Source organism: Pseudomonas sp. TUM22785, assembly GCF_028198105.1.
In the GTDB taxonomy this organism is placed as follows: domain Bacteria; phylum Pseudomonadota; class Gammaproteobacteria; order Pseudomonadales; family Pseudomonadaceae; genus Metapseudomonas; species Metapseudomonas solani.
The window spans coordinates 3,569,190-3,595,131 of record NZ_CP116239.1 but is presented as its reverse complement, the minus strand read 5'-3'; the positions used below and the strand labels follow the sequence as shown (position 1 = coordinate 3,595,131).

Genomic DNA, 25,942 nt, shown 5'->3' with positions numbered 1-25,942 from the left:
CATTGCCTCCCTAGCATCAGCCTCGTCGAGTCGTACCGCGCTTCCTGCGTTACGCCCACCGTTCTACGAGGTCATGTCATGCATCACGCCGCCCATCTCCAGGTCCGCGACATCCATAAGCGCTTCGGCAGCTTCACCGCCCTGGATGGGGTGTCGCTGGATATCGCCGAGGGCGAGCTGGTTTGCCTGCTGGGGCCTTCCGGCTGTGGCAAGACCACCTTGCTGCGCTGCATCGCCGGGCTGGAGCGTCAGGACAGCGGCAGCCTGCACATCGGCCCGCGCGACATTTCCACCCTGCCGCCCCAGGCCCGTGACTACGGCATCCTCTTCCAGTCCTACGCGCTGTTCCCCAACCTCAGCGTGCAGCAGAACATCGCCTACGGCCTGGCCGGTGCCAGCCGTGACGAAGCCCGCCAGCGGGTGGCCGAGATGCTGGAACTGGTGGGCCTTGCCGGCAGCGAGAAGAAATTCCCCGGCCAGCTGTCCGGCGGCCAGCAGCAGCGCGTGGCCCTGGCCCGTGCCCTGGCGCCGTCGCCATCGTTGCTGCTGCTGGACGAACCCATGTCGGCGCTGGACGCCCGTGTTCGCGAGCACCTGTGCACCGAGCTGCGCCAGCTGCAGAAGAGCCTGGGCATCACCACCCTGATGGTCACCCACAACCAGGACGAGGCCATGCTCATGGCCGACCGCATCGCGGTGATCAACCAGGGCCGCGTCGAGCAATACGGCACCCCGCGGGAAATCTACGAAAGCCCGGCCACGCCCTTCGTCGCCGAGTTCGTCGGTCAGGGCAACTGGCTGCCGTTCCAGGGGCGCCAGGATGGCCACGCGCGGGTCGGCGAGCTGAACCTGCGCCTGCCGGAAGCCGCAGGGGGGGCCGAGCAGGGCCGCCTGTTCTGCCGCCCCGAAGCCATCGCCATCGACCCGCAGCAGGGCGATGACAACCGCTTCCGCGCCCAGGTGCGCGAAATCATCTTCCTCGGCAACCGCTGCCGCCTGAGTTTCGAACTGGAGCAACTGCCTGGCCATCCGCTGCTGGCGGAGCTGGACCCGGCGCTGCTGCCGCGCCTGGGCGGTGCCGATATCTGGGTGGCCTTGCCGTCGCGCAGCCTGCAGGTGTTCGCCTGAGATGGCGCGGGTGATGGAAATGCCGGCATCGCTCAAGACCGCTCCAGTGCGGGCCGCACGCAGCGACCTGGGTGACCGCCTGTTCGTGGTGGGCGGCAAACTGCTGCTCCTGGTGCTGCTGACCTTTGCCGTGCTGCTGCCCCTGGCGGCCATCTTCTGGCGCGGCTTCAGCGGTGAAGCCGGGCAGGGCGGTGGCCTGGTGGCGGCACGTGAGCTGCTGGCCAGCGCCAACTTCCACTGGCTGCTGGGCAACAGCCTCAAGGTGTCCCTCAGCGTTGCCGCCATCGTGGTGCCGCTGGCCTACCTCTTCGCCTATGCGCTGCAACGCACGCTGATTCCGGCCAAGGGCCTGTGGCGGGGCATTTCCCTGCTGCCGCTGCTGGCGCCGTCGATGCTGCCGGGCATCGCGTTGATCTACCTGTTCGGCAACCAGGGTCTGCTGCGCGGCTTGTTGCCGGACAACATCTACGGCTTCTGGGGCATCGTCCTGGGCCAGGCCATCTACACCTTCCCCCATGCGTTGATGATCCTGCTGTCGGCGCTGTCCCTGGCCGATGCACGCCTGTTCGACGCTGCCTCCAGCATGGGCGCCGGGCCCTGGAAGGCCTTCCGCAGCATCACCTGGCCGGCCACCCGCCAGGGCGTGTTCGCCGCCTTCTGCCTGGTGTTCACCCTGTGCATCACCGACTTCGGCGTGCCGGTGGTGGTGGGCGGCGACTACCAGGTGCTGGCCCTGGAGGCCTACAAGGCCGTGGTCGGCCAGCAGCAATTCGGCCGGGGCGCGCTGATCGGCATGATCCTGCTGCTGCCGGCGTTGCTCAGCTTCGGCGTCGATGCCTGGCTGCGCCGTGGCCAAGGGGATTCCATGAGCGGCCGCGCCCAGGTCTACCACCCGAAACCCTCGCGGCTGCGCGACGCCTGCTTCCTCGCCCTGGTGCTGCTGGTCTGCCTCGCTTTGCTGGCGGTGCTGGGCATGGCGGTGTACTCCTCGCTGGTGAAGTTCTGGCCCTACAACCTGTCGCTGTCCCTGCGTCACTACGCCTTCGAAGAGAGCGCCGGTGGCGGCTGGCTGGCTTATCGCAACAGCCTGACCATGGCCAGCTGCACCGCGCTGTTCGGCGGCGCGCTGATCTTCACCGGCGCCTACCTGATGGAGAAGACCCGCGGCCAGGCCGGCCTCAACGCGCTGCTGCGCATGCTCAGCTTCGTGCCCATGGCGGTGCCCGGGCTGGTGCTCGGCCTGGGCTACGTCTTCTTCTTCAACCTGCCGGCCAACCCGCTGCACGGCCTCTACGGCAGCATGGCGCTGCTGGTGGTCTGCTCCATCGCGCACTTCCTCACCACCGCACAGATGACCGCCACCACCGCGCTGCGCCAGCTGGACGGTGAGTTCGAAGCCGCCGCCCTGTCGCTGAAGATGCCCCTGTACCGCCACTACCTGAAGGTGACGCTGCCCATCTGCCTGCCGGCGCTGCTGGACATCGTCCGCTACCTGTTCGTTTCGGCCATGACCACCGTGTCCGCCGCGATCTTCCTCTACAGCCCGGACAGCGTGCTCGCCGCCGTCGCCGTGCTGAACATGGACGACGCCGGCAACGTCGGCGGTGCGGCTGCCATGTCCACCCTGATCCTGCTCACCTCGGCCGCTGTCTCGCTGCTGCTGGCCGGGGCCTCGCGCGGATTGCTGCGCCGCTCCCAGGCCTGGCGCCAGACCGCGCCCGGCCACTGATCCACGGAGAACACCATGCATTACCAGACCCCCACCTACCTGCAGGCCGCCATCCTCGACTGGGCCGGCACCGTGGTCGACTTCGGCTCCTTCGCGCCGACGCGGATCTTCGTCGAGGCCTTCGCCAGCTTCGATGTGGAGATCAGCCTGGAGGAGGCACGCGGCCCGATGGGCATGGGCAAGTGGGACCACATCCGCACCCTGTGCGACGTGCCGGCCATCGCCGCACGCTTCGAACGCCGCTTCGGCCACCTGCCGACGGATGAGGACGTGACCGCACTCTACGAGCGCTTCATGCCCCTGCAGATCGCCAAGGTCGGCGAGCACTCGGCGCTGATCCCCGGCGCCCTGGAGGCCATCGCCGCCCTGCGCGCCAGGGGCCTGAAGATCGGCACCTGCTCCGGCTACCCCAAGGTGGTGATGGATAAGGTGGTGGAGCTGGCCGCCGAAGCCGGCTACCGCCCGGACCACGTGGTCGCCACCGACGAAGTACCCAAGGGCCGCCCGAGCCCGGCCCAGGCGCTGGCCAACGTCATCGCCCTGGGGCTGGACGATGTCGCCGCCTGCGTAAAGGTGGACGACACCGAGCCGGGCATCCTCGAAGGCCGCAGCGCCGGCATGTGGACCGTGGCGTTGCGCTTCTCCGGCAACTTCCTCGGCCTGGATTACGCCGCCTACCAGGCCCTGCCGGCCGCGCGCCTGGCCGAGGAGCGCGCTCGCATCGACGCGCTGTTCGCGCCGAGCCGCCCGCACTACCTGATCGACACCATCGCCGACCTGCCGGGCGTGATCGACCTGATCAACGCACGCCTGGCGCAGGGCGAAACCCCCGCCAACGCATAACCACAGCAAGCCAAACCTGACCCCAGCACACCAACCAAGGAGCTCCACATGTTCAAGCGTCTCGCCCTCGCTGCCGCCGTCGTCGCCGGGTTCTCCATGCAGGCCCAGGCCGCCACCGAGCTGACCGTCTACACCGCCCTGGAAGCCGAGCAGCTGAGTGCCTACAAGAAGGCGTTCGAGAAGGAAAACCCGGATATCGAGATCAAGTGGGTGCGTGACTCCACCGGCATCATCACCGCCAAGCTGCTGGCCGAAAAAGAACGCCCCCAGGCTGACGCCGTTTGGGGCCTGGCCGCTTCCAGCCTGGCGATCCTCGACCAGCAGGGCATGCTGGAGAAATACGCGCCCAAGCACCTGGACGCCATCGGCGCCAACTACCGCGACGCCGCCAACCCGCCGGCCTGGGTGGGCATGGACGTGTGGGCCGCCACCATCTGCTTCAACACCGTCGAAGCCGAGAAGCTGGGCCTGGAAAAGCCGGTGAGCTGGCAGGACCTGACCAAGCCGGAATACAAGGGCAAGATCGTGATGCCGAACCCGGCGTCCTCGGGCACCGGCTTCCTCGACGTCAGCGCCTGGCTGCAGACCTTCGGCGAGAAGCAGGGCTGGCAGTACATGGATGACCTGCACCAGAACATCGGCCAGTACGTCCATTCCGGCTCCAAGCCGTGCAAGCTGGCCGCTGCCGGCGAGTTCCCCATCGGCATCTCCTTCGAATACCCGGCCGTGCAGCTGAAGCGCCAGGGCGCGCCGCTGGACATCGTCCTGCCGAAGGAAGGCCTGGGCTGGGAAATCGAAGCCACCGGCGTGATCAAGGGCACCCAACACGCTGAGGCCGCGAAGAAACTCGCCGACTTCTCCGCCAGCCCCGCCGCCATGGAGCTGTACAAGGAGAACTTCGCCGTTCTCGCCCAGCCGGGCATCGCCAAGCCGCAGACCGAACTGCCTGCCGACTACGAGCAGCGTCTGATCAAGAACGACTTCGCCTGGGCGTCGAAGAACCGCGATTCGATCCTGGCCGAGTGGCGCAAGCGTTACGACGGTAAGTCCGAAAAACTGCCGCAGTAACAAGCCCGACCTCCGCACCCACCCGCTCCACACCTTCTCCCTGCGGGGAGAGGCTGTGGGGAGGGCAGGGGCGGCCCTGTTTTCCTGGAGAACTCCATGCCCATCCAAGACTCCGATATCGCCATCGTCGGCGCCGGCATCCTCGGCCTTTCCCACGCCTACGCCGCCGCCCGGCGCGGCCTCAAGGTCAGCGTGTTCGAGCGCAGCGACCGGCCCCTGGGCGCCTCGGTGCGCAACTTCGGCCAGGCCCTGATCACCGGCCAGGCCCCCGGTCCCATGTTCGCCCTGGCCCGTGAGGCGCGGACGATCTGGGCCGAGCTGGCCGAAGTGGCCGGCTTCCACATCCGCCGCAACGGCTCCCTGCTGTTCGCCCGCACCGAGGCGGAAGAGGAATTGCTGGAGGCCTTCTGCGCCACCCGCGCCGTCGAGCACGGCTACCGCGTCGAGCTGCTGCGTGGCGAGCGCCTGCACGACCTCTACCAGGGCCAGTTCAGCCACCACCGCGTGGCCTTGCACGGCCTGGACGACCAGCAGCTGTATTCCCGCGAGGCCGTCCCGGCGCTGGTCGACTACCTGCGCGATGAACTGGGCGTGACCTTCCATTTCTCCACCCTGGTGCGCGACGTCGAGCAGAACCGCGTGCACACCAGCGCCGGCAGCTGCCGCGCCGAGCAGATCATCGTCTGCTCGGGCCATGACTACCTGACCCTGCTGGCCGAGCAGATCGCCCCGCTGCAGCCCAGCGTCTGCCGCCTGCAGATGCTCCGCGCACGCCCGGCGGTGGACATCGGCCTGCAGCACGCTGTGCTCACCGGCCTCAGCTGCGTGCACTACGGCGCCTTCTCCGACCTGCCGGAAGCCGAGGCCATCCGTGGCCAGATCGAGCAGCACACCCCGGAGCTGGAGCAGCACGGCATCCACCTGCTGGTCAGCCCCACGCCCTATGGCGAGCTGATCATCGGCGACTCCCACGACTACGGCCGCGATGCTTCACCCTTCAACGCCGAGGCCGTGGACAACCTGATGCTCGACCTCGCCGAGCACACCCTCGGCACCCGCCTGCAGGTGCTGGAGCGCTGGCAGGGCGTCTACGGCGCCTGCGGCCCCGGCCCGTTCTCGGTGCTCAAGGCCATCCCCGGCGTCACCGCCGTACTGATGCACACCGGCCTCGGCATGAGCATCGGCCCGGCCCTGGGTGAGCGCACGGTGGCGTCGTTGTTGGGGTGAAGGCGGTCGGGCGCGGCACTTTAAAGTCCTTGCTCCCACCGGGTGGAGCGGTGGTTCTGCAGCGGGAGGCGATCGGTTTTTTGCTTGCGAAGGCAGCCATGGAATAATCGCCTGCTCGGGACCACCGTTGGAGAGCGCAGGTGCAAAGGACTGTCAGCGTCTTGGATTACATAGCGGCATCACTTGCTGATGCTCAGAATTTAATGCCGGACCTCTCCGGGCTTTGTCGAGAACTGAGCCTGGATGACATTTTGCAGGGACGTCTGTCAGAGCTGGCAGCCCGGAAAATGCAGGCGGCACGTAAAAGCAAGGAAAGCAGAGACACTCGAGTCGAGGAAGAGAAATGGCCGGTGCGGGTGACGCTTTTCCCTCTGGTCTATGGGCGTCGTGCCGAGCACGCGGAGCTCGATAAAAAGCTTCCTGAACAGATCGCACCGATATTCTTCAATGCACTCTTGAGCCCCGATGGCAGTCTTGCTCTGGATGAAAAAGACTGCCTACCGTCGATTCCCAGAAATTTACTCGAGCCTACCTTTCTGCCTGTATCCATTGGCGCCCTCGATGATCTGGATAAGGCACGCTCCCAGTTGCCACAGCAACCAGACAATTGGCATGCCTTGTTGAAGGTCACCCACGACCTGTTGCAGCAAGTCTCCGGGTACGACTGGGGGACGCTGGAGATCGAACAATACGAATTGCAGGAGAATGCTGGCATTGCTCTCGCTGATGGAAACAGAGGGGCTACTCAGCACATCCAGGCTTTGGTTGGTGAATTGCGCAAGGACAGCGGAGCTCAGGCGAAGACCCCGCTCCTTGCTTCCCTTATGGAGGCCGCCGTACAACGCCCTTTGCTCGAGCTGGAGGCCCAGCTGGACCTCGGCACTGAACACCTTGGGCAGATGGAGTCTCGCTACGGACTGTCCGACTCGCAACGGGAATCGCTGGCGCATTTTTTTGCTCTGCCCGACGCCGTCACGGCGGTAGATGGACCTCCCGGGACCGGGAAGACCACCTTGCTACTGAGTGTGATTGCATCGCTGTGGGTGCGCAGAGCGCTAGAGAAAAGCGAACCGCCATTAATAGTCGCTAGCTCCACGAACAATCAGGCGGTGGTGAACATCCTTGAGGCATTTGCCAAGGTTAAGGAGCCGGCGGGCGAACTGGCCGGGCGTTGGCTCGATGACGTGAAAAGCTACGGCCTGTACCTGCCAGCAAAGAGCCGGGAAAACAACACCTTCAGTTTTCCTGTTCACATGCTCAAGGGCATGGCGAAAGATTCGAGCTACGAAGCCAAGTCGTTCGAAACGGTAGAGGGATTAGAGAGCGCTCGCCGCGGCTTTCTGAGCAAGGCTCAGCAGGCCCTGGGCGAACTGGCGGCACCTACCCTCGAGAGCGTGGCGGCGGCGTTGCATGCCCGTTTGAAGCAGCGATGCGACATGATCACCGTGGTGATGCGCAAGCTCATCACGCTGACTCGGCTCTGCAAGGGCCTGCCTCCTACAACGGAGCGCATCCTGGCGCTGGAGCAGTCTACAAGAGCACTGCTCGAAAGCTCTCAGACCAATCTTGAGCGACTTATCGAGCAGAAGAAGCACTGGCACGCCATCAACCTTGCATGGCAGCAGCACTGCCATGATGAGAGCTGGTGGATAGGGCTGTTATCCCGTCTTGGTATCACCACATCTCGGCGCCGTCGTGATGAACTATTTCGGGCGACGGTCATGCAAAGCCATGACTGGATTGCCCAGCACTTGCTTGAGATGGATTTGCGCCAAACATTCGGTGGCTGGTTGACCGAGCGAATCAAAGCGATAGCTCATCGGCAGGTTCAGGCTCAGGCAGAACATGATCTGCATCGTAAAACGATGGAAACCCTCCGTGAGCTGCTGAGTTTCTTGAGCGATTTCTGTGGCAAATCCAAGCGCCTCAGCCTTGAAGGTGTGCAATCGGCCCTGGATGTAGGTCCACGTTTCGAGGCCTTCAAGCTGGCTACCCACTATTGGGAAGCGCGCTACCTGATGGAAGTGGATGCGTTGCTGAAAAAATACCGCAAGGTGGAGGACAGTAAATCGGCGGACAGGCTGGAGCTGCAATACCGACGCCTGGCAAAACTGTACCCCTGTTCGGTTGCGACCCTGCACAGCTTGCCTTCGCGCTACACGGGATGGAGTGGCGTCGTGCAACCGATGTTCGGACGTATGGATCTACTGATTGTTGACGAGGCTGGGCAAGTGCCGCCGGAAATCGGTATGCCGGCCTTCGCATTGGCCAAGCGTGCATTGGTGGTGGGCGATGTGAATCAGATCTCTCCCGTTCATGGCCTGCCAGCCAGCATCGATAGGTCTAACGCGCACCGTTATGGCCTTCTCCAAGCAGGCTGGGAAGGTTTTCGGAAAACCGGCATGGCGGCCTCAAGCGGCAATGTGATGCAGATTGCTCAGCAGGCAACGCCCTTTGCAAAACACCCGCAGCGTGGTTCTGGAATGTTTCTCTGCGAGCATCGCCGATGCTGGCCGGAGATCATTGCAATCAGTAATGCCCTTGTTTATCAGAACTTGCTGCAACCTTGCCGTGATGACGACGGGAGCCGCTTGTTCTCTCCGACTTTGGGCTATGTCCACCTGGCTGCACGGGACGAGCGGGTCGGGAAAAGCCGCCGTAATCTGGTCGAGGCTCAGGCGATCGCTCGCTGGCTAAGACGCCGCAGAAGCGAAATCGAAGCGGCATTCGCAAGTGAGGGCAAGCAGTTCGGTGAACTGGTGGCGGTGATCACACCCTTTGCTGCTCAGAGCCATGCAGTCAGGCGGGAGCTGGATGAGCACCTGGGGAATGGACATGGCATCACGGTTGGCACCGTACACAGTCTGCAGGGCGCAGAACGGCGCCTGGTGATCTTCTCCCCTACATACGGCGTTGGCACGGCACCGGGGAGTACGATGTTTGATAAGGATTACGGCTCGTTGCTCAACGTCGCTGTGTCACGTGCTCAGGATGCATTCCTGGTGTTCGGCAACATGCATCTGTTTCAGCCGGGGCACAGCAATCCTGCATCTGTCATGGGACGGTTCCTTCTGGAAAACGAGAAGCACGAGCTGAAGGATGTCGATGTCGAGCTTCTGACGCCATCCATGGGGCTTGCTCCGACCGTACTGATCAGGGACCTCGAAGGACACCGGAAGATACTGCGATCAGCTTTTGAAGGTGCCCGTCGCAGGCTGATCATCGTGTCCCCTTACCTGTCTCGAAGCGCCCTGAAGGCCGATGCGATAGAGGAGCAGATACGACACGCATGCCAGAGGGGTGTAAACGTTGTCGTGATCTCCAACAGCCGTCTAGCGGGCTCTCGGAAAGACTTCGGCGAGTGCATTGACGACCTCAAGGCAGCAGGGGCGAAGTACTGTGATAGTCAGGGACAGTGCGTTCACAGCAAGCTCTTGCTGGTCGATGAACAATGGCTCACGGTCGGCTCTTTCAATTGGCTTTCTTCCGTACGTGTCGCCAGTGATTACCGTTATCACGAGTCGAGCATGCGCTACGACGGCGAAGAAGCGTTCGTCATGATCCAGCGGAGTCTGACGGACCTCCGTGAGTTGATTCGTCCTTACCCAAGGGGCACTACCGTTCATTGAGTTCTACCTGTGGCGCCGGCCGACCAGGCTGGCGATTTTCTCGGGTCCGCTTTGGCGCAGAGGTTCTTTGGGGCGTTCGTCCACTTTGCTGGCGATCACATCCCATATCTGCCGTAGCCGTTTGACGTGCAGGTCATCGCGGATCACCGAGACCAGCGCTTCGACCTGATCGCTCAGGTCCAGGGCCACTTCACCGTGCCCTTTTCGGCGTTGTCGTGAGGGCAGGGACAGTGGCGGCGTGCCGGCCGGCGGCACGGGATGTGGCAGTGCCGTTGATGCGCTGTCCGGGTCCAGGATTCCCAGCAGGCGGGCTTTGAGCACAGGGCTGTCGAGCATCTTTTCCAGATCGAAGATGGTGCGGATGTTGATCTGCCGCAGCTGCAGCGTCTTCTCTGGGCCGACGGCCAGGATCAGCTGTGCTTGAGCTACCCAGTCGATCACCTCGTAGAGCCCGTAGGGCGTCTCGACGAATATCTGGATCGGGTTGATGGTGGCGAGGTTCTGCACATCCTCTATCTCGAACTCCTCCAGACGAAACTTCATGAAGGCGTCGATGCCGAGTATCACGTCGAGGGGCAACTCCTCCTGCAGGGCGCGGCTGTGCTCGCTGACGCGCTTGAGCCGGATCCAGGAGAACTTGGCGATCACGACATCGATGAACAGTGCCGGGTACATGCCCACCAGAAATGCCAGGGCGATGGCGAACCTGTCCGCGTTGAGCGCGTGGAAGATCTGGCCACGGTAGAGCACCGTGGCCACCAGTACGCCGAGAACAAGGTGCAGTGTGGAGCGGAAGAACGAAATGGGTGACAGGTCGAAATTCGCCACCCGGCGAATCAGGTACTGCGCGCTCCAGATGTAGCCGCCAAGAAAGGCAAAGCAGATCACCGAGAGCAAGTGACGACTCTGGTCCGCCATGGGGCCTTCGAGGAACAGCGCGGCCTGGTTGAACGCCGCCGGCTCCGCCATGACCGCGAGAATTCCCAGCGTGGAGGTGAACACGTAGAGAAATACCGGTAGTACGTAGTCGTAGGGCCGTGCGCGCTTCTTCAGCAGTGGGTTGGGTTCATGGAGGTCGACGGGGCTGTACTTGTATTTGACCAGCTCGAAGGAGGGGATGATCAGCGGATCGCCGGCCTCCCGGCGGGCGAAGCCGAACAGGTTCTCCAGATCGCTGATGATCTCGTAGCGCCGCGCGCGAATGTTGCTGCGACCGATGAAGATACCGAGCGGAAGCAGGCCGCCCAGGACGAGGGCGACGAACATGGAAAAATAGCTAGGCATGCTTTCCTCCTTGAAAGACGCCGACTCCCTCACTCCCGGCTGGTTGCCCTTTGGATTTTCAGAGCCCTCATCCCGCTTGGCAAGCACTCCGCAGGCGCGAAGTGCCGGCTGCTAGCACCGTTTGCGATGGGCTTATAGGGAAAAGCTCGTAAACCGCCTGACCTGTTACACCACCGATACGGGGAAGCGCTGCGAGCCCAGAATGGTCGCCCGGGCCGTAGCCCGGGCTTCCGCCCGGGAGCCTCAGAGAAAACTCACATCATCGGCCTTCACCAATCGGGCGAACGGCCCCGACAATGTCAGGTTGTGATGGCGGATGATCGCGGCGGCGTCCAGCGCGGGGGTGTCCATGCAGCTGTGGGCGTCTTCCGCCAGCACCACCCGGTAGCCCAGGTCGGCGGCGGCGCGGCAGGTGCTGTCGATGCAGTACTGGGTCTTCATGCCCACGACCACCAGCTCGCCGATGGAGGCATCGCGCAGCCAGTCGTCCAGGCGGGTGCCGGAGAAGCAGCTGGGGCGGTTCTTGTCGAAGATGCGGTCATGCGCCGGGTCGATTTCCAGGCGCGGGTGCAGTGCCCAGCCCTTGCTGCCCGGCGCCACCGGCGAGCCTTCCGGCCCGGCGAAGCGTGCGGCGAAGATCGGCGCACCGGCAGCGCGGGCTCGGGCGATCAACTGGTTGACCCGGGTCAGCAGCAGCTCGGCCTGCCAGGGCTTGTCGGGTCCTTCATAGAGCGCCACCTGCATGTCGATGATCAGCAGGGCGGATTTGCGCGGGTCGTGCATGGCATTTCTCCTTGAATGCCAGCGCCGCCGGGGCAAAAGAAAAGGCCCCGTCCATCGCTGGCGGGGCCTTTGGGGTTCCTTGCGCTATCCGCTACGCACACCCACTCGCCCCGCACATGGCGGTGGTAGTGGTGGTGGCGGTACGGCGTGCGGATGCGTTCATGGCGTCGATAGTGCTGGGGGCCCTGTGCGGCTGTCAATCGGCGCCGACAACTCTCAGCAAGGGGGCCGCCGCCGAGCTGCGGGCCGGCACCTGCAAACCCTTTTCATGCTCCGCCAGGACCTTCTTGACGATGTCCATCACCTCGACGTTGGAGTCCTCCATCAGCGCCAGCTGCTCGAGGGTGGTGTCGAGCCGGCCTTGGGCGAAGGCTTGGATGGCGGCGGCGCCGGTGTGGTGAACCTGTTCGTGGGGGCGTTCGATCAGGCGGAACTGGAGGTTGCCACGCAGCGCGGCGTTGCCGTAGTACCAGCGGCCGAAGGGGCATTGTTCCTCGGTTGGCAGCACGCTGGCGTCCGGTTCGCCGCTGAGGATGGCGTCGTAGACCGAGGCCTTGAGCGAGAGCTCGGCGAGGTTGGCCAATTCGATGCCGGCGCGGAAGAAGGATTGGCCGATCTCGTGGTGCATGCGCTGGGCCTGGCCGTGGACGTCGAGCATGGCGCTGCTGGCTTCGGTGGTCATGGTGTGGAAGTGGTTGGCGCTGTCGACGTGAAGGCGGATCTCGTCCTGGGCGGTGTGGATCACCGCCTGGATGTCCGCCGTTTCGCGGACGATGTCCTGGGTGGCGCTGGCGGTTTTCTCGGCCAGGTCGCGAATCTCCCCGGCAACCACCGCGAAGCCGCGGCCGGATTCGCCGGCGCGGGCCGCTTCGATGGCAGCGTTGAGGGCCAGCAGGTTGGTCTGGCTGGCGATGCTGCCAATGAGTCCGACGATGCGGTCGATCTCGCCAGCGCGCTGCACCAGTTCCGAGATGCGCTGGTTGAGGGTGGCCAGGCCGTTTTCCATGCGCTGGGATTGCTCCTGCAGCACGCCGAACTTGAGCTTGTTGTGGATGGCGGCGCTGGCGACGTCCTGGGCGCGCTGGTGGTTGTCGTCCAGGCGCGCGTTGAGGTAGCTGAAGGAGTCGCCGACATGGCCGATGGAGTGGCCGAATTTCAGCAGGTTGCCGGCCAGGCCCTTGTAGAACGCGAGGTCCGTTTGCAGCCGGGTGTCGTCGCGGCTGGCCTGGAGTGCATCACGCAGTTGCGCGGCTTCGTGCTCTGTGGCGTCGAGGCGGGCGAGGAGGGCCTGGTTCTGCTGTTGCAGCCGCTGGTGGCGGCCGGCACTGACGAAAAGCATGTCTCACCTCCGGTGAGCGAGTGGAATTGCCTTTACCTGTCAGTTTTCGTGCCAGCGCCGGGGGCCCGCAGTCACTGGGCTGCAGGCGGGTGCGGTCATATCGACCTGTTGTCGGAGTGACTCCAATGCTGTCGCATTGACAGCATGCGGGCTTCAGGCGATGCGCAGGAGGATGTCGCGCACGCGGTCCAGGGCCGGGTCGATATCCAGGGTTTCGATGGCGCCGAAACCCAGCAGTAAACCGGCCCGGGGTTCCTGCTGGTGATAGAAGGGCGCCAGCGGGTAGAGGCCCACCTCGACCTTGCGCGCCTGCTCCATCAGCAGCGGCAGGTCGATCGGCACCTTGCACAGCAGCGCCATGTGCGCCCCGGCCACCGCCGGCACGGCGTCGAACCAGGGCGCGAGATCCCCCGCCACCCGCGCCAGGATGCGTTCGCGACGGCTGCTGTAGACGGCGTGGCAGCGACGGATGTGCTTGTGCAGCGAGCCTTCGTCGATGAACTTGGCCAGGGCCCATTGGGGCAGGGTGGAGCTGTGCCAGTCGGTGATCTGCTTGACCTTGATCAGCGGCTCCAGCAGCACGTCGGGGAGGATGGCGTAACCCAGGCGCAGCTCCGGCAGCAGGGTCTTGGAGAAGGTGCCGACATAGGCCACCACGCCGTGCTCGTCCATGCTTTGCAGGGAATCGGTGGGGCGCCCCTCGTAGCGGAACTCGCTGTCGTAGTCGTCTTCGATGACGATGGCGCCGAGTTCGCGCGCCCGCTGCAGCAGCGCTTCGCGCCGTGCCGGGCTCATGGGCATGCCCAGGGGGAACTGGTGCGAGGGGGTGACGTAGATCAGCCGCGTGCCATCGGGGATGGCGTCCACGCACATGCCTTCGGCGTCCACCGGGATGCTCGCCACCTGGGCGCCCTGGATGCCGAACAGCAGGCGCGCCGGGGTGTAGCCGGGGTCTTCCATGGCGACGACGCTGCCGGGTTGCAGCATGACCCGGGCGAGCAGGTCCAGCGCCTGCTGGGCACCGCTGCAGACGATCACATCATCCCCCGTGCAACGCACACCACGGGCGAAGCTGATGTGCCGGGCGATGGCCTGGCGCAGGGCTTCCACCCCTTCCGGCTGGCCGTAGAAGCCACGGGCGGAGGCCATCTGCCGCAGGGCGTGCTGGGTGCAGCGGCGCCAGTCGTCATGGGGGAACTGGCTGCGTGCGGTGGCGCCGCCGATGAAGTCGTAGCGCAGGGTGCCTTCCAGGGTCGGGTGGCGGAAGGGGATGGGGACGTCCTGCCAGTGGCGGATGAAGTCCGCTTCGGCCAGTTCCGAGGCGAAGCGGCTGCGCACCCGCGTTGCCGCCCGGGCGTTGACGAAGGTGCCGCTGCCGATGCGGCCCACCAGGTAGTCCTCGTAGGTGAGCTGGGCGTAGGTGTCGGCCACCGTCTTGCGCGAGATGCCCAGTTGCTCGGCCAGCAGGCGGCTGGGTGGCAGCCGGGCGCCGCTCGCGAGGCGGCCGTCCTCGATGGCGTCGCGCAACTGGCGGTAGAGCTGCTGGGCGAGGTCCTTGCGGCCATTGATGACGATGTGCAGTTCCATGGTGACTCCGGCGGGTGGTGGCGGGAGATTACCGATGGGGCGGGGTGGAGAGAAGGCTTTCGCCGCGACCCGTGGCGATGCGTTTCGTCGGGCCGGGAGGCCAGGGGGCGGGCCTGCGCTAAGGTGAAGGTCCGCATGCCCGTCGGGCATCCACCTGCGAGGGAGCGGCCGTTGAATCCAGGCGGCCGCCCCGCCAATGGAGGCACAGCCATGAACAGCAGCAACCAGCTCACCCACCGCGATCACATCATCACCGCGCACCTGATCGAGCACCCGGGCATTCCCACGCCCTGGGCCGGCGGGCTGCACATCACCGCGCCCGATGGCAGCCGCACCCGGCGCATCCCGCTGCCCGCCAACTCCGCCTTCCTCGCCGAGGAAGACAGCGCTCGGCGGGCCTCCCTGGCCCACGGTCGCTGGCTGGTGGACCAGAGCCTCGACCACGGTCACAAACCCGTGTGACCCCTGCGGCGCCGTCGCTTTCCGGCGGCGCCGCGCTCCGCTCGTCCAGCACTCTGAACCCCGCACGCGCCTGGCCAGTCGTTACTACAACCCCATAGAGCCAGGAGAACACCATGGTCGCTTTCGAACCGCAGTCCCGCGAAAACGCTGCCCGCCCCCATAACGTCGAGGGCTGGGAACGCTTCCTGTGCATCGCCGGTGGCTTGGTGATGGTCGGTACCGGCTTGCGCCAGGGTGGCCTGGTAGGCTGGCTGCGCGCCGGCACCGGGGGCGTGGTGCTCGCCCGTGGCCTCACGGGGCAGTGCCCGGCGAAACGGGTGATCGCCGAACGCCGCGACGAGATCGAAGCGCTCAAGGCGCGCATCGAAGAGGCCGCTGCCAAGTTGGCCGAGCTGCATCGCAACGCCTGAGTCTGCCCATCGCGAATGAATTCGTTCCCACGGGTGTGTGCCAAGGCATAGTCCCGTAGGAGCGAGCTCCGCTCGCGAAGCGCTTGTGCGGTGCTGGTGGGCTGAAGCGGAGCGCCGCCCGGCCCACCCTACAACCGTCCCTGTCTCGGATCTTGCGGGTGCACGCCTGTAGGGTGGATGACGCTTTTTTCATCCACCAGGGGGGGCCGGCATGGCACCGATTGGTGGACCGGTAGAGCGTGGTCCACCCTACGGCGGTGCTACGCACCGCTGGGCGACTGAAGTCGCCCCTACAGAACCTTCCCTGTCTCGGACCTTGCGGGTGCACGCCCGTGGGGTGGATGACGCTTTTTTATCCACCAGGGGTGCCCGGTATGGCACCGATGGGCGAATGAATTCGCCCCTACACACATCGCCGTTCTACGCCTCCTGCGGGGTTTGGGCCGGGGGCGTGGCGTCGTCCGGTTCGTGGATGCGGTACCAGGCGACGTAGAGGGCGGGGAGGAAGAACAGGGTGAGCAGGGTGGCGATGATGATGCCGCCGATCATGGCGAAGGCCATGGGGCCCCAGAACACTTCGCGGGCGATGGGCAGCATGCCCAGGCTGGCGGCAGCGGCGGTGAGGAGGATGGGCCGGGTGCGGTGGTGGGTGGCTTCGATCACCGCGTCCCAGGGGTTGGCGCCCTCGCGTTCGAACTCGTCGATCTGGGTCACCAGGATCACCGAGTTGCGGATGATGATGCCGATCAGCGCCAGTACCCCGAGGATGGCCACGAAGCCCAGCGGCGTGCCGGTGGGCAGCAGGGCGAGCACCACGCCGATCAGCCCCAGGGGCGCCACGCTGGCCACCAGGAACATCTTCTGCACGCTTTGCAGCTGGATCATCAGGAAGGTGGCCATGAGGAACAGCATCAGCGGCACCACCTGGCCGATGGGGCCCTGGGCCTTGCCGCTTTCTTCCACCGTGCCACCGGGGGTGATGCGGTAGGAGGCGGGCAGCTTGGCGGCGAAATCGTCCACCTCGGGCTTGAGCCTGGCCATCAGGTCGGTGGGCTGGATCTCGCCGTGGACGCTGGCCTTGAGGGTGATGGTGGGCTTGCGGTCGCGGCGCCACACCAGCGGCTGCTCCAGTTCGTAGCCCACGGTGGCGAAGGCCTTGAGCGGGATGGAGGTGCCGTTGGGGGTGACGATCTGCAGGTTTTCCAGGGTCTCCGGCGAGTTGCGTTCGCCCTCGGCGGAACGGCCCACCAGGTTGACCAGGTAGATGCTGTCGCGCACCTGGGTGATGGTGGCGCCGGTGACCACGCCGTTCATCATCTGCGCCACATCCTCGGAGGAGAGGCCCAGCTGGCGCGCCTTGTCCTGGGCGATGTCGATCTTCAGCACGCGGCCGGGCTCGTTCCAGTCGTAGATCATCTCGCCGACGTTGGGGTTGGCGTCCAGCCGCGCGGCCAGCGCCATGGCGTAGTCGCGCACCTTGTCGATGTCCGGGCCGCTGACCCGGTACTGGATCGGCCGGCCCACCGGCGGGCCCATCTCCAGGGGCTGCACGTAGCCGCTGATGCCGACGAACTCGTCGCGCAGGCGCTGCTTGAGGCGGGCGGACAGGCGCTGCCGGGCGTCCATGTCCTTGGCGACTATCACCAGTTGGCCGTAGTAGGGGTTCTGTAGTTGCTGGTCGAGGGGCAGGTAGAAGCGCACCGCGCCTTCGCCGATGTAGGAGCTCCAGCGCTGGATGTCGTCATCGCCCTTGAGCTTGGCCTCGAAGCGGTCCATCACCGCGCGGGTCTCGGCGATGCTGCTGTTCTGCGGCAGGTTCAGGTCCACCAGCAGCTCGGGGCGGTCGGAGGAGGGGAAGAACTGCTGCTGGACGAACTGCATGAGGAACAGCGAGCCGCCGAACAGCGCCACGGTGAGCAGGATGGTCGCCCAGCGGTGCCCCATGGCCAGGCGCAGGCCTCGGTCCATGAAGCGGGTCATGCGGCCCTTCTTCTCTTCCTTGTGCTTGAGCGTGGCGGGCAGTACGTGCACGGCGATCACCGGGGCGAAGAGCACTGCGACCACCCACGACAGCAGCAGGGCGACGGCGATCACCGCGAACAGGGTGAAGGTGTATTCCCCCGCCGAGCTGGCGTTGAGGCCGATGGGCACGAAGCCGGCCACCGTCACCAGGGTGCCGGTGAGCATGGGGAAGGCGGTGGAGGTGTAGGCGTAGGTGGCGGCGTCGTGCCGCGAGTCGCCCAGCTCCAGGCGGGTGACCATCATTTCGACTGTGATCATGGCGTCGTCCACCAGCAGGCCGAGGGCGATGATCAGCGCGCCGAGGGAGATGCGCTGCATGGTGATGCCGCTGTACTCCATGAACACGAAGACCAGGGCCAGCACCAGGGGTATCGAGCAGGCCACCACCAGGCCGGCGCGCACGCCGAGGCTGATGAAGCTCACCACCAGGACGATGATCACCGCCTCGAACAGCGCGCTGGTGAAGCCGCCGATGGCTTTCTCCACCACCTCGGCCTGGTTCGACACCTGGTGCACGCCAACGCCGATGGGCAGCTCGTTGGTCACTTCCTGCATGCGCGCATGCAGCGCCGCGCCGAAGGTCTGGATATTGCCGCCGTCGCGCATGGCCACGGCCAGGCCGATGGCCGGCTCGCCGTTGAAGCGGAACAGCGAGGTGGGCGGGTCCTGGTAGCTGCGCTGGATGCTGGCCAGGTCGGCGAGGCGGTAGAAGCGGTCGTTGATGCGCAGGTTCACCGCCTCCAGGTCCGCCTGGGAGCGGAACTCGCCGGAGGTGCGCACCGAGATGCGCTCGGCGCCGGCTTCGATCACCCCCGAGGGCGTGACGCTGTTCTGTGCCTGCAGGCTCTGCATCACCTGGCGCTGGTCGAGGCCCAGGGCGGCCAGCTTGCGGGTGGAGAAGTTGAGGTAGAACACCTCGTCCTGCTCGCCGATCAGCTGCACCTTGCCCAGGTCCTTGACGCTGCGGATGTCCAGGCGCACGCGCTCGACGTAATCGCGCAGCTGGCGGTAGCTGAGGCCGTCGCCGGTGAAGGCGTAGAGGCTGCCGTAGACGTCACCGAACTCGTCGTTGAATGCCGGGCCTTGCAGGCCCTGGGGGAATTCGCCACGGATGTCGTCGATCTTCTTGCGCACCTGGTACCAGATGTCGGGTATCTCGGTGCCGTCGGTGGTGTCCTTGAGGTAGACGAATACGGTGGATTCCCCCGGGCGCGTGTAGCTCTTCACGTAGTCGAGGCTGTCCAGCTCCTCCAGCTTCTTCTCGATGCGGTCGGTGACCTGTTCCAGGGTGTCGTTGACCGTGGCGCCGGGCCAGCGGGTCTGGATGACCATGGTCTTGATGGTGAAGGCCGGGTCTTCCTCGCGGCCCAGCTCGAAGTAGGAGAACACCCCCATCACCAGCGCCACGGCCATCAGGTACCAGGCGAAGGACTGGTGCCGCAGCGCCCATTCCGAGAGGTTGAAGCCGCCCTTGGCATCACTCATGGCCGATCCCCTTCATCCAGTTTCACCGCTTGGCCTTCCTTGAGGCTGTTGACCCCGGCGCTGACCACCCGCTCGCCGTCGGCGAGGCCCTTGCCGATGAGCACGCGATCGCCTTCGCGGCGCAGCACCTGCACCTCGCGGCGGTGCACCACGGCGGCTTTTTCGTCCACCACCCAGACCTGCCCACGATCCTCCGGGGCGCCGGGCTCGGCGCGCACCAGCACGCTGGCGGGCAGGCTGACACGAGGTGCCACGGGGCTGCTCAGTTCCACCCGCACCGTGGTGCCGAGGCGGAAACTTTCCGGGGTTTGCTCCAGGCTCAGGCGCACCCGGCGGGTCCGGGTGGCAGCGTCGGCCTGGGGCGCCATTTCGCGGATGTGGCCGGTGGTGCTGGCCTCACCCTGCAGTTGGGCGACCACGGTGAAGCGGGCGTCTTCGGGGATGGCCCCGGCGAGGTCGTCCGGCAGGTCGAACACCGCTTCGCGCACTTCCGGGCGAGCCAGGGTCACCACCTCCTGGCCGGCGGCGACCACCTGGCCGGCCTCGGCGCGCCAGGCGGTGACCACGCCGTCGAAGTCGGTGGTCAGGCGGGTGTAGGCGAGCTGGTCGCTGGCCTGCTGCTCCGCGGCACGGGCCTGGTCGAGGCTGGCGCGGGTGGTCTTCAGGCGGGTGCGGGCCGCGTCGAGGTTGGCCTTGGCGCCAACGCCCCGGGTGAACAGCTCCTCCTGGCGGCGGGCGTCGGCCTGGGCGTCTATCCACTGCGCTTCGGCGCTGGCGCGATCGCCCTCGCTGGCACGCAGTCGGTTCTGCTGGTCGGTGGGGTCGAGGGTGGCGAGCAGGGCGCCCTCGGCCACCTTGTCGCCGACATCCACCGCGCGGGAGGCGATACGCCCGTTGGTGCGGAAGCCCAGGGTGGTTTCGTAGCGCGCCTGGATGGTGCCTGCGAAGTGGCCGACGCTCTGCTGGTGCTGGCTCTGCACCACCAGGCTGAGCACCGGGCGGGGCGGTGGTGGTGGCTGCTCCTTCTCGCCGCAGCCGGCGAGGAGCAGGGCGGCCAGGGGCAGCAGGCAGGCGCGGCGGGTGGCGTCATTCATGGGGCACGCTCCCTTCGACCTGGGGCTGCGGCGCGGCCTGGTCCTCACGCACGGCGGCGGCCTTGTCGGGCTCTGCCGCCTGTTCGGCCCGGGCGATTTCCACGCGCTGGCCGGGGTGCAGCAGCTGGCCACCGGCGATCACCACCTTCTGGCCCGCCTCCAGGCCCTTGCCCACCAGCACCTTGCCGCTGGCGTAGCGCACCGCGCCGACCTTGTGCAGCGAGACCCGCTGCTGCTCATCCACCAGCCACACCGCCGGCTGGCGCCCGGACTTGGACAGTGCCGACCAGGGCAGCACCACGCCGTCGCCGCTGCGGGGCCTGAGCAGGGTGGTGACCACGGCGCCGAGGTTCATCTGCGGCGGCACCTGCTCCAGCGCCACCTTGACCTTGAGGGTGCCGCTCTGCGGATCGATGGTGGGGGTGATTTCGCGCACCTGGCCCTTGGCGCTGATGTCCGGCTGGCCGAGGAGGGCGACGACCACGTCCTGGCTTTCCAACTGCTGGTCGAACAGTGATTCGTAGACGTTGAACACCGCATCGCGCTCGCCTTCACGGGCCAGGGTGAAGATCGGCACCGTGGCCTGCACCACCTGGCCGACTTCCGCGTGGCGGGTGGTGATCACCCCATCGGCGGAGGCCTTGAGCTCGGTATAGGCCAGCATGTCACGGGCGTTGGCGGCCTGGGCTTCGGCCGCTTCCAGGGCGCTGCGGGTGGCGCGCAGTTGCGCCTGGGCCTGGTCAAATTCGCTTTGGCTGGTGTAGCCCTTGGGCAGCAGCTTGCGTTGCCGCTCGAAGTTCAGCTCGGCCTCCTTGAGCTGGGCGCGCTGGGCTTCCACGGCGGCATTGGCGGTGTCGAGGTTGCTGCGCTGCTCTTGCGGGTCGAGGCGCGCCAGCACCTGCTGGGCCTTGACCTGATCGCCCACGTCCGCGAGGCGCTCGATGATCTTGCCGCCGACACGGAAGGCCTGTTGCGCTTCGACGCGGGCCTGGATGTCGCCGGTGAGGCGCACTTCGGCGCTGAAGTCGGCAGCTTCGATGCTCTGCACCAGCACGCGCTGCACCGGCTTGGGTGCCTCGTGTTCCTGGCAGCCGGCGAGCAGCACGGCGGCCAGCAGAAGGCCGGGGGCCATGCGGGTATTCATCGGTGACGGGGTATGCGGCGGGATCATCCCTGGACCAAGCCTCCTGTTGCGAAAGCGACGTGAATGGCGCCGAGCGTGCAGCGAAGCGGCGGCGTCGATGGCATTTCGAGGGAAGCGGCAGGAGGAAAGTTCAAGTCGGGAACGGGGGATTGCAATGAACTCGCGGGCGCTTGCGCCAGTCAGCTCAGGTATACCCGCCAACGGAGGTCATCGTCATGGCGCACTGGACCATCACCTACAGCAAGGACAACAACACCGCGACGCTGGACAGCAAGGCGACGAGCAAGCCCGACATGGAAGATGCCAACCGCGAGTTGCTGGAGTGGGCCCGCGCGAATCTGCAGGCCGGTGAGTTCGCGGAGAGCGAGGACCCCAGCAGCGAGCCGGCGATGCAGTTGCTCAAGCGCTACGGCATCACCCTGACCGGTATCTCGCGGTCCTGACCGAGGCGCTAGCCGCTCGCCTGGTCGTGAAAGCGGCGGGCGGGCGGGTAGCGCAGTTCCTGTTCGACGCTACCGTCTTCGCTGTGCACCTTTACCGTCCCCGCACGGTTCTGCATGAAGTTGCCGATGCAATCGAGCAGCTCGGATCGTTCGCTGGCGGTCTTCGACGGGCGCGTTGCACCTTCCTTGCGCAATTCCCACCCCTTGTCCGTCGGGGAAATGTGATAACAGCCCATGTAGATCTCCAGTTCATTCCAAATCGACGGTCTTATCGCCGTTCGCGCACGCAGGCGCCTCCCAAGCACCTATAGAGCAGGGCTGCGCCGCACAGGTTCCGATCTTTGTGCAGGGCGATGCCGGACTAGCTCAGAAGCCTTTGAGCCGCTCTTCGTCATTAGCGTCCGTGGCGTTTTCCAGCATCCGCTCCAGCTCATCGATCAGCGTGCCGCAGAGCGTCTCGAACTGCTCGCGGCTCGCCCAGTGCCGGGGGAACAGGCCGGAGACGACGGTCAGTTGCCCGCTGCGCAGGTCACGGAGGGAGAGCACCACGTCATCGTCGCGAAACTTCACCACGCACATATGGCTGTCCAGCCGCGCATCCAGCCTCTTCTGCAACTCTTCGCCGGAAGGTTGAAACGCCATGGCTACATCCAAGTACAAGTTGATCCATCCAAAAAATAAGCCCGACGCATGCCGCAGCGACCGGGCCTCAAGTTGGTATACACGTGAGTAGTAATTGAGAAGGCTGGGAGGCCGTGTGAGTTCAGCTTGAATAGGGGGGCGGACGGGCCCGTTCGTCTGTTGGAATGTTTTTAATATCATCGAGATGCCGCGTTGATATCAGGTTGTTTCTGCTGGTGAGCAACAGTTGCCGATATGTCTTTGGAGTTGTTAGGGGTGGCTCTTCCAAGTGCTGTATGAACGTGGCGTACATCCCCGCAGGCGCCGTATTGGGTCAAAAAGGTGGTGATCAGCCGATATTGCAGGATCGCGCCCTGCACCCCAGTCGCGCACGACGCACCACATTGAACCCCTCGCACTCCAGACGCATTGCAAGTTGCCCGAATCGTGCATTTTGCTCGTGCAAGTTGCACAGGTAATAGCTGTTTGAAATGCACGGGTTCACCGGTCTTTTGGGTTGTTTGCCATCAAAGCGATATCGAGACGTACAACTTTTATCGTGAAAAAGGCCGCTGATCTGCAAGAGCGGCGGAATAACTTCTACTGGCATGTTTATCGCTAGCCGCTAGTGCTCCCCTGGGGTGTTTCGGACCTTTTCCAGGCCTGTTTTCAAGGCTTCTGGAGGTATCAGGATGATCACTTCGCTTGCACATCTGACCCTGTACTCCCCCGCGCTCGCCGAGGGTGCCGTGCGGCTCGACCACCGCTCCGTGACCCTGGACTTCGGCGTGCCGCAGTTCGATGGCTGGGCTGCGCTGGATGGGCTTTGCGGCCATATCAGCATCGAGGGTGCGACACCGGAGAACTGGAACCGCACGCGGTTGATCGAACTGGAACCCCTGGACCCCAGCCTGGACAAGGCGATTTTCGAGGTGATGGTCGAACGGCCATCGCCAAAGGGGGCGGACGGCACATCGGTATTCCCGGTGCGCATGCTCTGACCCATGGCATAGGGCACGGCCCGAATTCACGAGGCCGGCACAAGGCGTAACAAGGAGCGAATCTATGAAGGCTGCATTGTCTGGCAAGGAACTGGATCTGTTGCTCGCACGTGCCATCCCCAGTTGCAAGGTGGAGAGCAGGACGCTCACTGATGGCACCTTCAACCTGATGGTGCACAACCCCGCGACCCACGAGCACTTCACCGTGGCCGGCCTCAATCATGGGGATTACCAGGACCTCGGCGCCGTGCTCCGCCTCGGCAAGCAGGTTTTCGAAGACATGGTGCTGCTCCAGGCCGGCAGCAGCAGCCGGCGCATCATCAAGCTCGCCAGCGCCCAGCAGGCTGAGGCCCGCCAGGCGCTCTGACGCGTGCCGCCGGGGCCGTTCGCGCCCCGGCTTCCTCAGGTTCCCCGAGCGGATCAGTTCCCTTCCAGCACGAATATCCCCACCTGCGGCTCCGGGCTCAGCCAGTGGCGGGCCAGGTGCCAGCCGGACTCGGCCGCCATCTCGGCGATGCCTTCCAGGCTGTACTTGTGGGAGCACTCGGTGTGCAGGCGTTCCCCCGCGGCGAAGTGGAAGCGCCGGCCGGCCGCATGCACCTCCTGGTCCTGATGGCTGACCAGGAACATCTCCATGCAGCTGTCCTGCGGGTTCCAGCGGGCCAGGTGGGTGAAGGCGTCGAGGTCGAAGTCGCCGCCCAGCTCGCGGTTGATGCGGGTGAGCAGGTTCTTGTTGAACTGCGCGGTGATGCCGTCGGCATCGTCGTAGGCGGCCTCCAGGGTGGCGACGTCCTTCTGCATGTCCAGGCCGAGAATCAACCGCGCCTCGCGCCCGAGGAAGCGCCGCACCGAACGCAGGAAGCGCAGCGCCTCCGCCGGGGTGAAGTTGCCCAGGGTGGAGCCGGGGAAGAACGCCACCCGCGCCCGTGAGGCCGCTGCTGGCGGCAGGTGCGGCAGGTGGGTGAAGTCGCCGACCTGGGGCAACACCCGCAGCTCGGGGTAGGCGCCTTCGAGCATGGTCGTGGCCTTGCGCAGGGCGGATTCGCTGATGTCGATGGGCAGGTAGAGGCCGATCTGCGGCGCCGCGTCCAGTAGCAAGCGGGTCTTCAGGCTGGCGCCGCTGCCGAACTCCACCAGCGCCGCGCCACGGGGGATGACCGTCGACAGCTCTTCGGCGATCTCGCGCAGCAGCGCCGTCTCCATACGCGTGGGGTAGTACTCGCGGGTGCGGCAGATGGCCTCGAACAGCTCGGAACCCGTGGCGTCGTAGAAGTATTTCGGTGGCAGGCTCTTGGTCGGTGCACCCAGCCCGCTGCGCACGTCTTCGGCAAAGCCTTCGTGCTCGCTGGCGTCTTCACCTGTGCGGGCGTCGCGGGCCAGGCGCAGCCCGGAGAACATCCAGCGTTGTGCCGGGTAGAAGAAGTTGCGGTAGCTGGGCCGCGCATGCCCGGCCGGGGTGATGCTGGCGCCGCCCCGCAGGACCATCTGGCTGACCATGAACTTGCCGTTGTACTCGCCCACGGCGCCGGCGGAGGGATGGAAGCCGGGGTAGGGCGTGTAGGCGCTGGCGGTCCATTGCCAGGCGCAATCTTCCACCTGGCCGAGCAGGCCGGCGCGGGCGGCGACTTCCCACTCCGCCTCGCTGGGCAGGCGCGCATCGGCCCAGGCCGCGTAGGCACAGGCTTCGTAGTAGCTGATATGGGTGACGGGGGAGCCGTCTTGCAGCGGGTGCAGGCCGCCGAGGCCCATCTCCATCCAGCCCTCATCGCCGCGTCGCCAGTACATCGGGGCTTCCCAGCCTTCTTCCTGCACCCGCGCCCAGCCTTCCGAGAGCCAGAGGTCGGCGCGGGAGTAGCCGCCCGCCTCGATGAAGGCCAGCCACTGGGCGTTGCTCACCAGGCGGTCGGCGATCTGGAAGGGTTGCAGGAACACCTTGTGACGCGGCCCTTCGTTATCGAAGGCGAAACCCTGGCCGTCGTGGCCGATCTCCACCAGCCCACCGGCCAGGGCAACGAAACGCGCGGGCCGATCACTGCCCGGCTCGCGCCAGCGGGGGGAGTAGGCGGGCTGCAGGGGCGAGAGGCTGAACAGGTGCAGCACATCCATGAGCAACAGCTCCTGGTGCTGCTGCTCGTGGGCCAGGCCCAGTTCCACCAGCGCGGTGATCTCGTCCGTCACGCCGCCCTGCAGCAACACATGCATGTTCTCGTCGATGTAGCGCCGGTAGGCCATCAGCCGGGCCACCGGTGGGCGGGTCAGCAAGCCCCGTTGCGGGCGTGGCTGGCGTGGGCCCAGGGCTTCGTAATAGGAGTTGAAGAGGTAGGCGAAGGTGGGGTCGAAGACCGTGTAGTCGGGCAGGCGCGGGGCCAGCAGGAAGGTCTCGAAGAACCAGGTGGTGTGGGCCAGGTGCCACTTGGCCGGGCTGGCGTCGGGCATGGACTGCACGACCATGTCTTCGTCGCTCAGGGGGGCTATCAGGGATTCACTGTGCTGACGGACTTGCAGGTAGCGATCGAGCAATGCGGTGCTGTTCATCGGCCTCTCTCTTCAGTGCTGTTGGCAGGACTGTTGGATGCGCGTGATGGCGATGCCCAGGCGACGGGCAGGGCGGCGGGCCCCGAACGGGGTTATAGGGTCTGATGC

General features: G+C 65.5%; 21 protein-coding genes and 1 pseudogene. 11 read left to right on the top strand and 11 right to left on the bottom strand.

Annotated elements, in window-relative coordinates; genetic code table 11:
• Positions 1–78: 78 nt before the first annotated feature.
• The 6 genes from PI990_RS16285 to PI990_RS16260 all read left to right on the top strand — a co-directional run bounded on the left by PI990_RS16285 (position 79) and on the right by PI990_RS16260 (position 9,624).
• Complete coding sequence (locus PI990_RS16285) at positions 79–1,128, top strand: putative 2-aminoethylphosphonate ABC transporter ATP-binding protein (RefSeq protein WP_271657744.1); 1,050 nt, start codon at positions 79–81, stop codon at positions 1,126–1,128.
• A gap of 13 nt (positions 1,129–1,141) precedes the next feature.
• Entirely contained in the window at positions 1,142–2,857 is a 1,716-nt protein-coding gene (locus PI990_RS16280) for a putative 2-aminoethylphosphonate ABC transporter permease subunit (protein WP_442969280.1), read from the top strand.
• 15 nt (positions 2,858–2,872) lie between these two features.
• The gene (gene phnX, locus PI990_RS16275; protein WP_263402588.1) at positions 2,873–3,700 is read left to right on the top strand and encodes a phosphonoacetaldehyde hydrolase; all 828 of its coding nucleotides are present in this window, start codon (positions 2,873–2,875) and stop codon (positions 3,698–3,700) included.
• A gap of 48 nt (positions 3,701–3,748) precedes the next feature.
• Entirely contained in the window at positions 3,749–4,768 is a 1,020-nt protein-coding gene (locus tag PI990_RS16270) for a putative 2-aminoethylphosphonate ABC transporter substrate-binding protein (protein WP_271657742.1), read from the top strand.
• A 96-nt stretch (positions 4,769–4,864) separates the two neighbouring features.
• Positions 4,865–5,995 carry a TIGR03364 family FAD-dependent oxidoreductase gene (locus PI990_RS16265; protein WP_271657741.1) on the top strand — a complete coding sequence of 377 codons (1,131 nt, stop codon included), beginning with the start codon at positions 4,865–4,867 and terminating at the stop codon, positions 5,993–5,995.
• A gap of 161 nt (positions 5,996–6,156) precedes the next feature.
• Entirely contained in the window at positions 6,157–9,624 is a 3,468-nt protein-coding gene (locus PI990_RS16260) for an AAA domain-containing protein (RefSeq protein WP_271657740.1), read from the top strand.
• A 3-nt stretch (positions 9,625–9,627) separates the two neighbouring features.
• On the opposite strand, the gene PI990_RS16255 is transcribed toward PI990_RS16260, so the two are convergent.
• From PI990_RS16255 to pdxR, 5 genes and pseudogenes are all read right to left on the bottom strand, one after another.
• Positions 9,628–10,890: a hypothetical protein gene (locus PI990_RS16255; RefSeq protein WP_271657739.1), complete on the bottom strand. Its 1,263-nt coding sequence runs from the start codon at positions 10,888–10,890 to the stop codon at positions 9,628–9,630.
• Positions 10,891–11,151: 261 nt separating this feature from the next.
• A complete protein-coding gene (locus PI990_RS16250) occupies positions 11,152–11,691 on the bottom strand; it encodes a cysteine hydrolase family protein (protein ID WP_271657738.1) in 540 nt (179 codons plus the stop codon).
• 196 nt (positions 11,692–11,887) lie between these two features.
• Positions 11,888–12,319, bottom strand: a complete 432-nt coding sequence (locus tag PI990_RS31615; protein ID WP_442969338.1) for a CZB domain-containing protein — start codon at positions 12,317–12,319, stop codon at positions 11,888–11,890.
• A gap of 42 nt (positions 12,320–12,361) precedes the next feature.
• Positions 12,362–12,697, bottom strand: a pseudogene (locus tag PI990_RS31610) (methyl-accepting chemotaxis protein); the annotation flags it as partial.
• Between the two features lie 486 nt (positions 12,698–13,183).
• Positions 13,184–14,617, bottom strand: a complete 1,434-nt coding sequence (gene pdxR / locus PI990_RS16240; protein WP_271657736.1) for a MocR-like pyridoxine biosynthesis transcription factor PdxR — start codon at positions 14,615–14,617, stop codon at positions 13,184–13,186.
• Between the two features lie 210 nt (positions 14,618–14,827).
• Here pdxR and PI990_RS16235 point away from each other — a divergent pair, with 210 nt between their 5' ends.
• Complete coding sequence (locus PI990_RS16235; RefSeq protein ID WP_021221847.1) at positions 14,828–15,079, top strand: hypothetical protein; 252 nt, start codon at positions 14,828–14,830, stop codon at positions 15,077–15,079.
• 113 nt (positions 15,080–15,192) lie between these two features.
• Positions 15,193–15,489: a YgaP family membrane protein gene (locus PI990_RS16230; RefSeq protein ID WP_021221848.1), complete on the top strand. Its 297-nt coding sequence runs from the start codon at positions 15,193–15,195 to the stop codon at positions 15,487–15,489.
• 420 nt (positions 15,490–15,909) lie between these two features.
• Here PI990_RS16230 and PI990_RS16225 read toward each other — a convergent pair whose 3' ends face one another.
• The 3 genes from PI990_RS16225 to PI990_RS16215 are packed head-to-tail and all read right to left on the bottom strand — an operon-like array spanning position 15,910 to position 21,234.
• Positions 15,910–18,996: an efflux RND transporter permease subunit gene (locus tag PI990_RS16225; protein WP_271657735.1), complete on the bottom strand. Its 3,087-nt coding sequence runs from the start codon at positions 18,994–18,996 to the stop codon at positions 15,910–15,912.
• The gene (locus tag PI990_RS16220; protein ID WP_271657734.1) at positions 18,993–20,090 is read right to left on the bottom strand and encodes an efflux RND transporter periplasmic adaptor subunit; all 1,098 of its coding nucleotides are present in this window, start codon (positions 20,088–20,090) and stop codon (positions 18,993–18,995) included. Before PI990_RS16220 ends, PI990_RS16225 begins: the two co-directional genes overlap by 4 nt.
• Entirely contained in the window at positions 20,083–21,234 is a 1,152-nt protein-coding gene (locus PI990_RS16215; RefSeq protein WP_271661309.1) for an efflux RND transporter periplasmic adaptor subunit, read from the bottom strand. The genes PI990_RS16220 and PI990_RS16215 overlap by 8 nt, the downstream gene beginning before the upstream one ends.
• A 215-nt stretch (positions 21,235–21,449) precedes the next feature.
• On the opposite strand from PI990_RS16215, the gene PI990_RS16210 reads away from it, so the two are divergent.
• Entirely contained in the window at positions 21,450–21,677 is a 228-nt protein-coding gene (locus PI990_RS16210) for a hypothetical protein (RefSeq protein WP_263402597.1), read from the top strand.
• Positions 21,678–21,685: 8 nt separating this feature from the next.
• Here the strand turns inward: PI990_RS16210 and PI990_RS16205 are convergent, their stop codons facing one another.
• Together PI990_RS16205 and PI990_RS16200 are read right to left on the bottom strand one after the other, a co-directional pair.
• Positions 21,686–21,913: a DUF2188 domain-containing protein gene (locus PI990_RS16205; RefSeq protein ID WP_021221853.1), complete on the bottom strand. Its 228-nt coding sequence runs from the start codon at positions 21,911–21,913 to the stop codon at positions 21,686–21,688.
• Positions 21,914–22,043: 130 nt separating this feature from the next.
• Entirely contained in the window at positions 22,044–22,319 is a 276-nt protein-coding gene (locus PI990_RS16200; protein WP_271657733.1) for a hypothetical protein, read from the bottom strand.
• Between the two features lie 671 nt (positions 22,320–22,990).
• Between PI990_RS16200 and PI990_RS16195 the strand changes: the two genes are divergently transcribed.
• Together PI990_RS16195 and PI990_RS16190 are read left to right on the top strand one after the other, a co-directional pair.
• Positions 22,991–23,299 carry a hypothetical protein gene (locus PI990_RS16195; RefSeq protein ID WP_184490469.1) on the top strand — a complete coding sequence of 103 codons (309 nt, stop codon included), beginning with the start codon at positions 22,991–22,993 and terminating at the stop codon, positions 23,297–23,299.
• 64 nt (positions 23,300–23,363) lie between these two features.
• Positions 23,364–23,666, top strand: a complete 303-nt coding sequence (locus PI990_RS16190; protein ID WP_021221856.1) for a hypothetical protein — start codon at positions 23,364–23,366, stop codon at positions 23,664–23,666.
• Positions 23,667–23,719: 53 nt separating this feature from the next.
• On the opposite strand, the gene egtB is transcribed toward PI990_RS16190, so the two are convergent.
• Positions 23,720–25,834 carry an ergothioneine biosynthesis protein EgtB gene (egtB, locus tag PI990_RS16185; RefSeq protein ID WP_271657732.1) on the bottom strand — a complete coding sequence of 705 codons (2,115 nt, stop codon included), beginning with the start codon at positions 25,832–25,834 and terminating at the stop codon, positions 23,720–23,722.
• Positions 25,835–25,942: the final 108 nt, after the last annotated feature.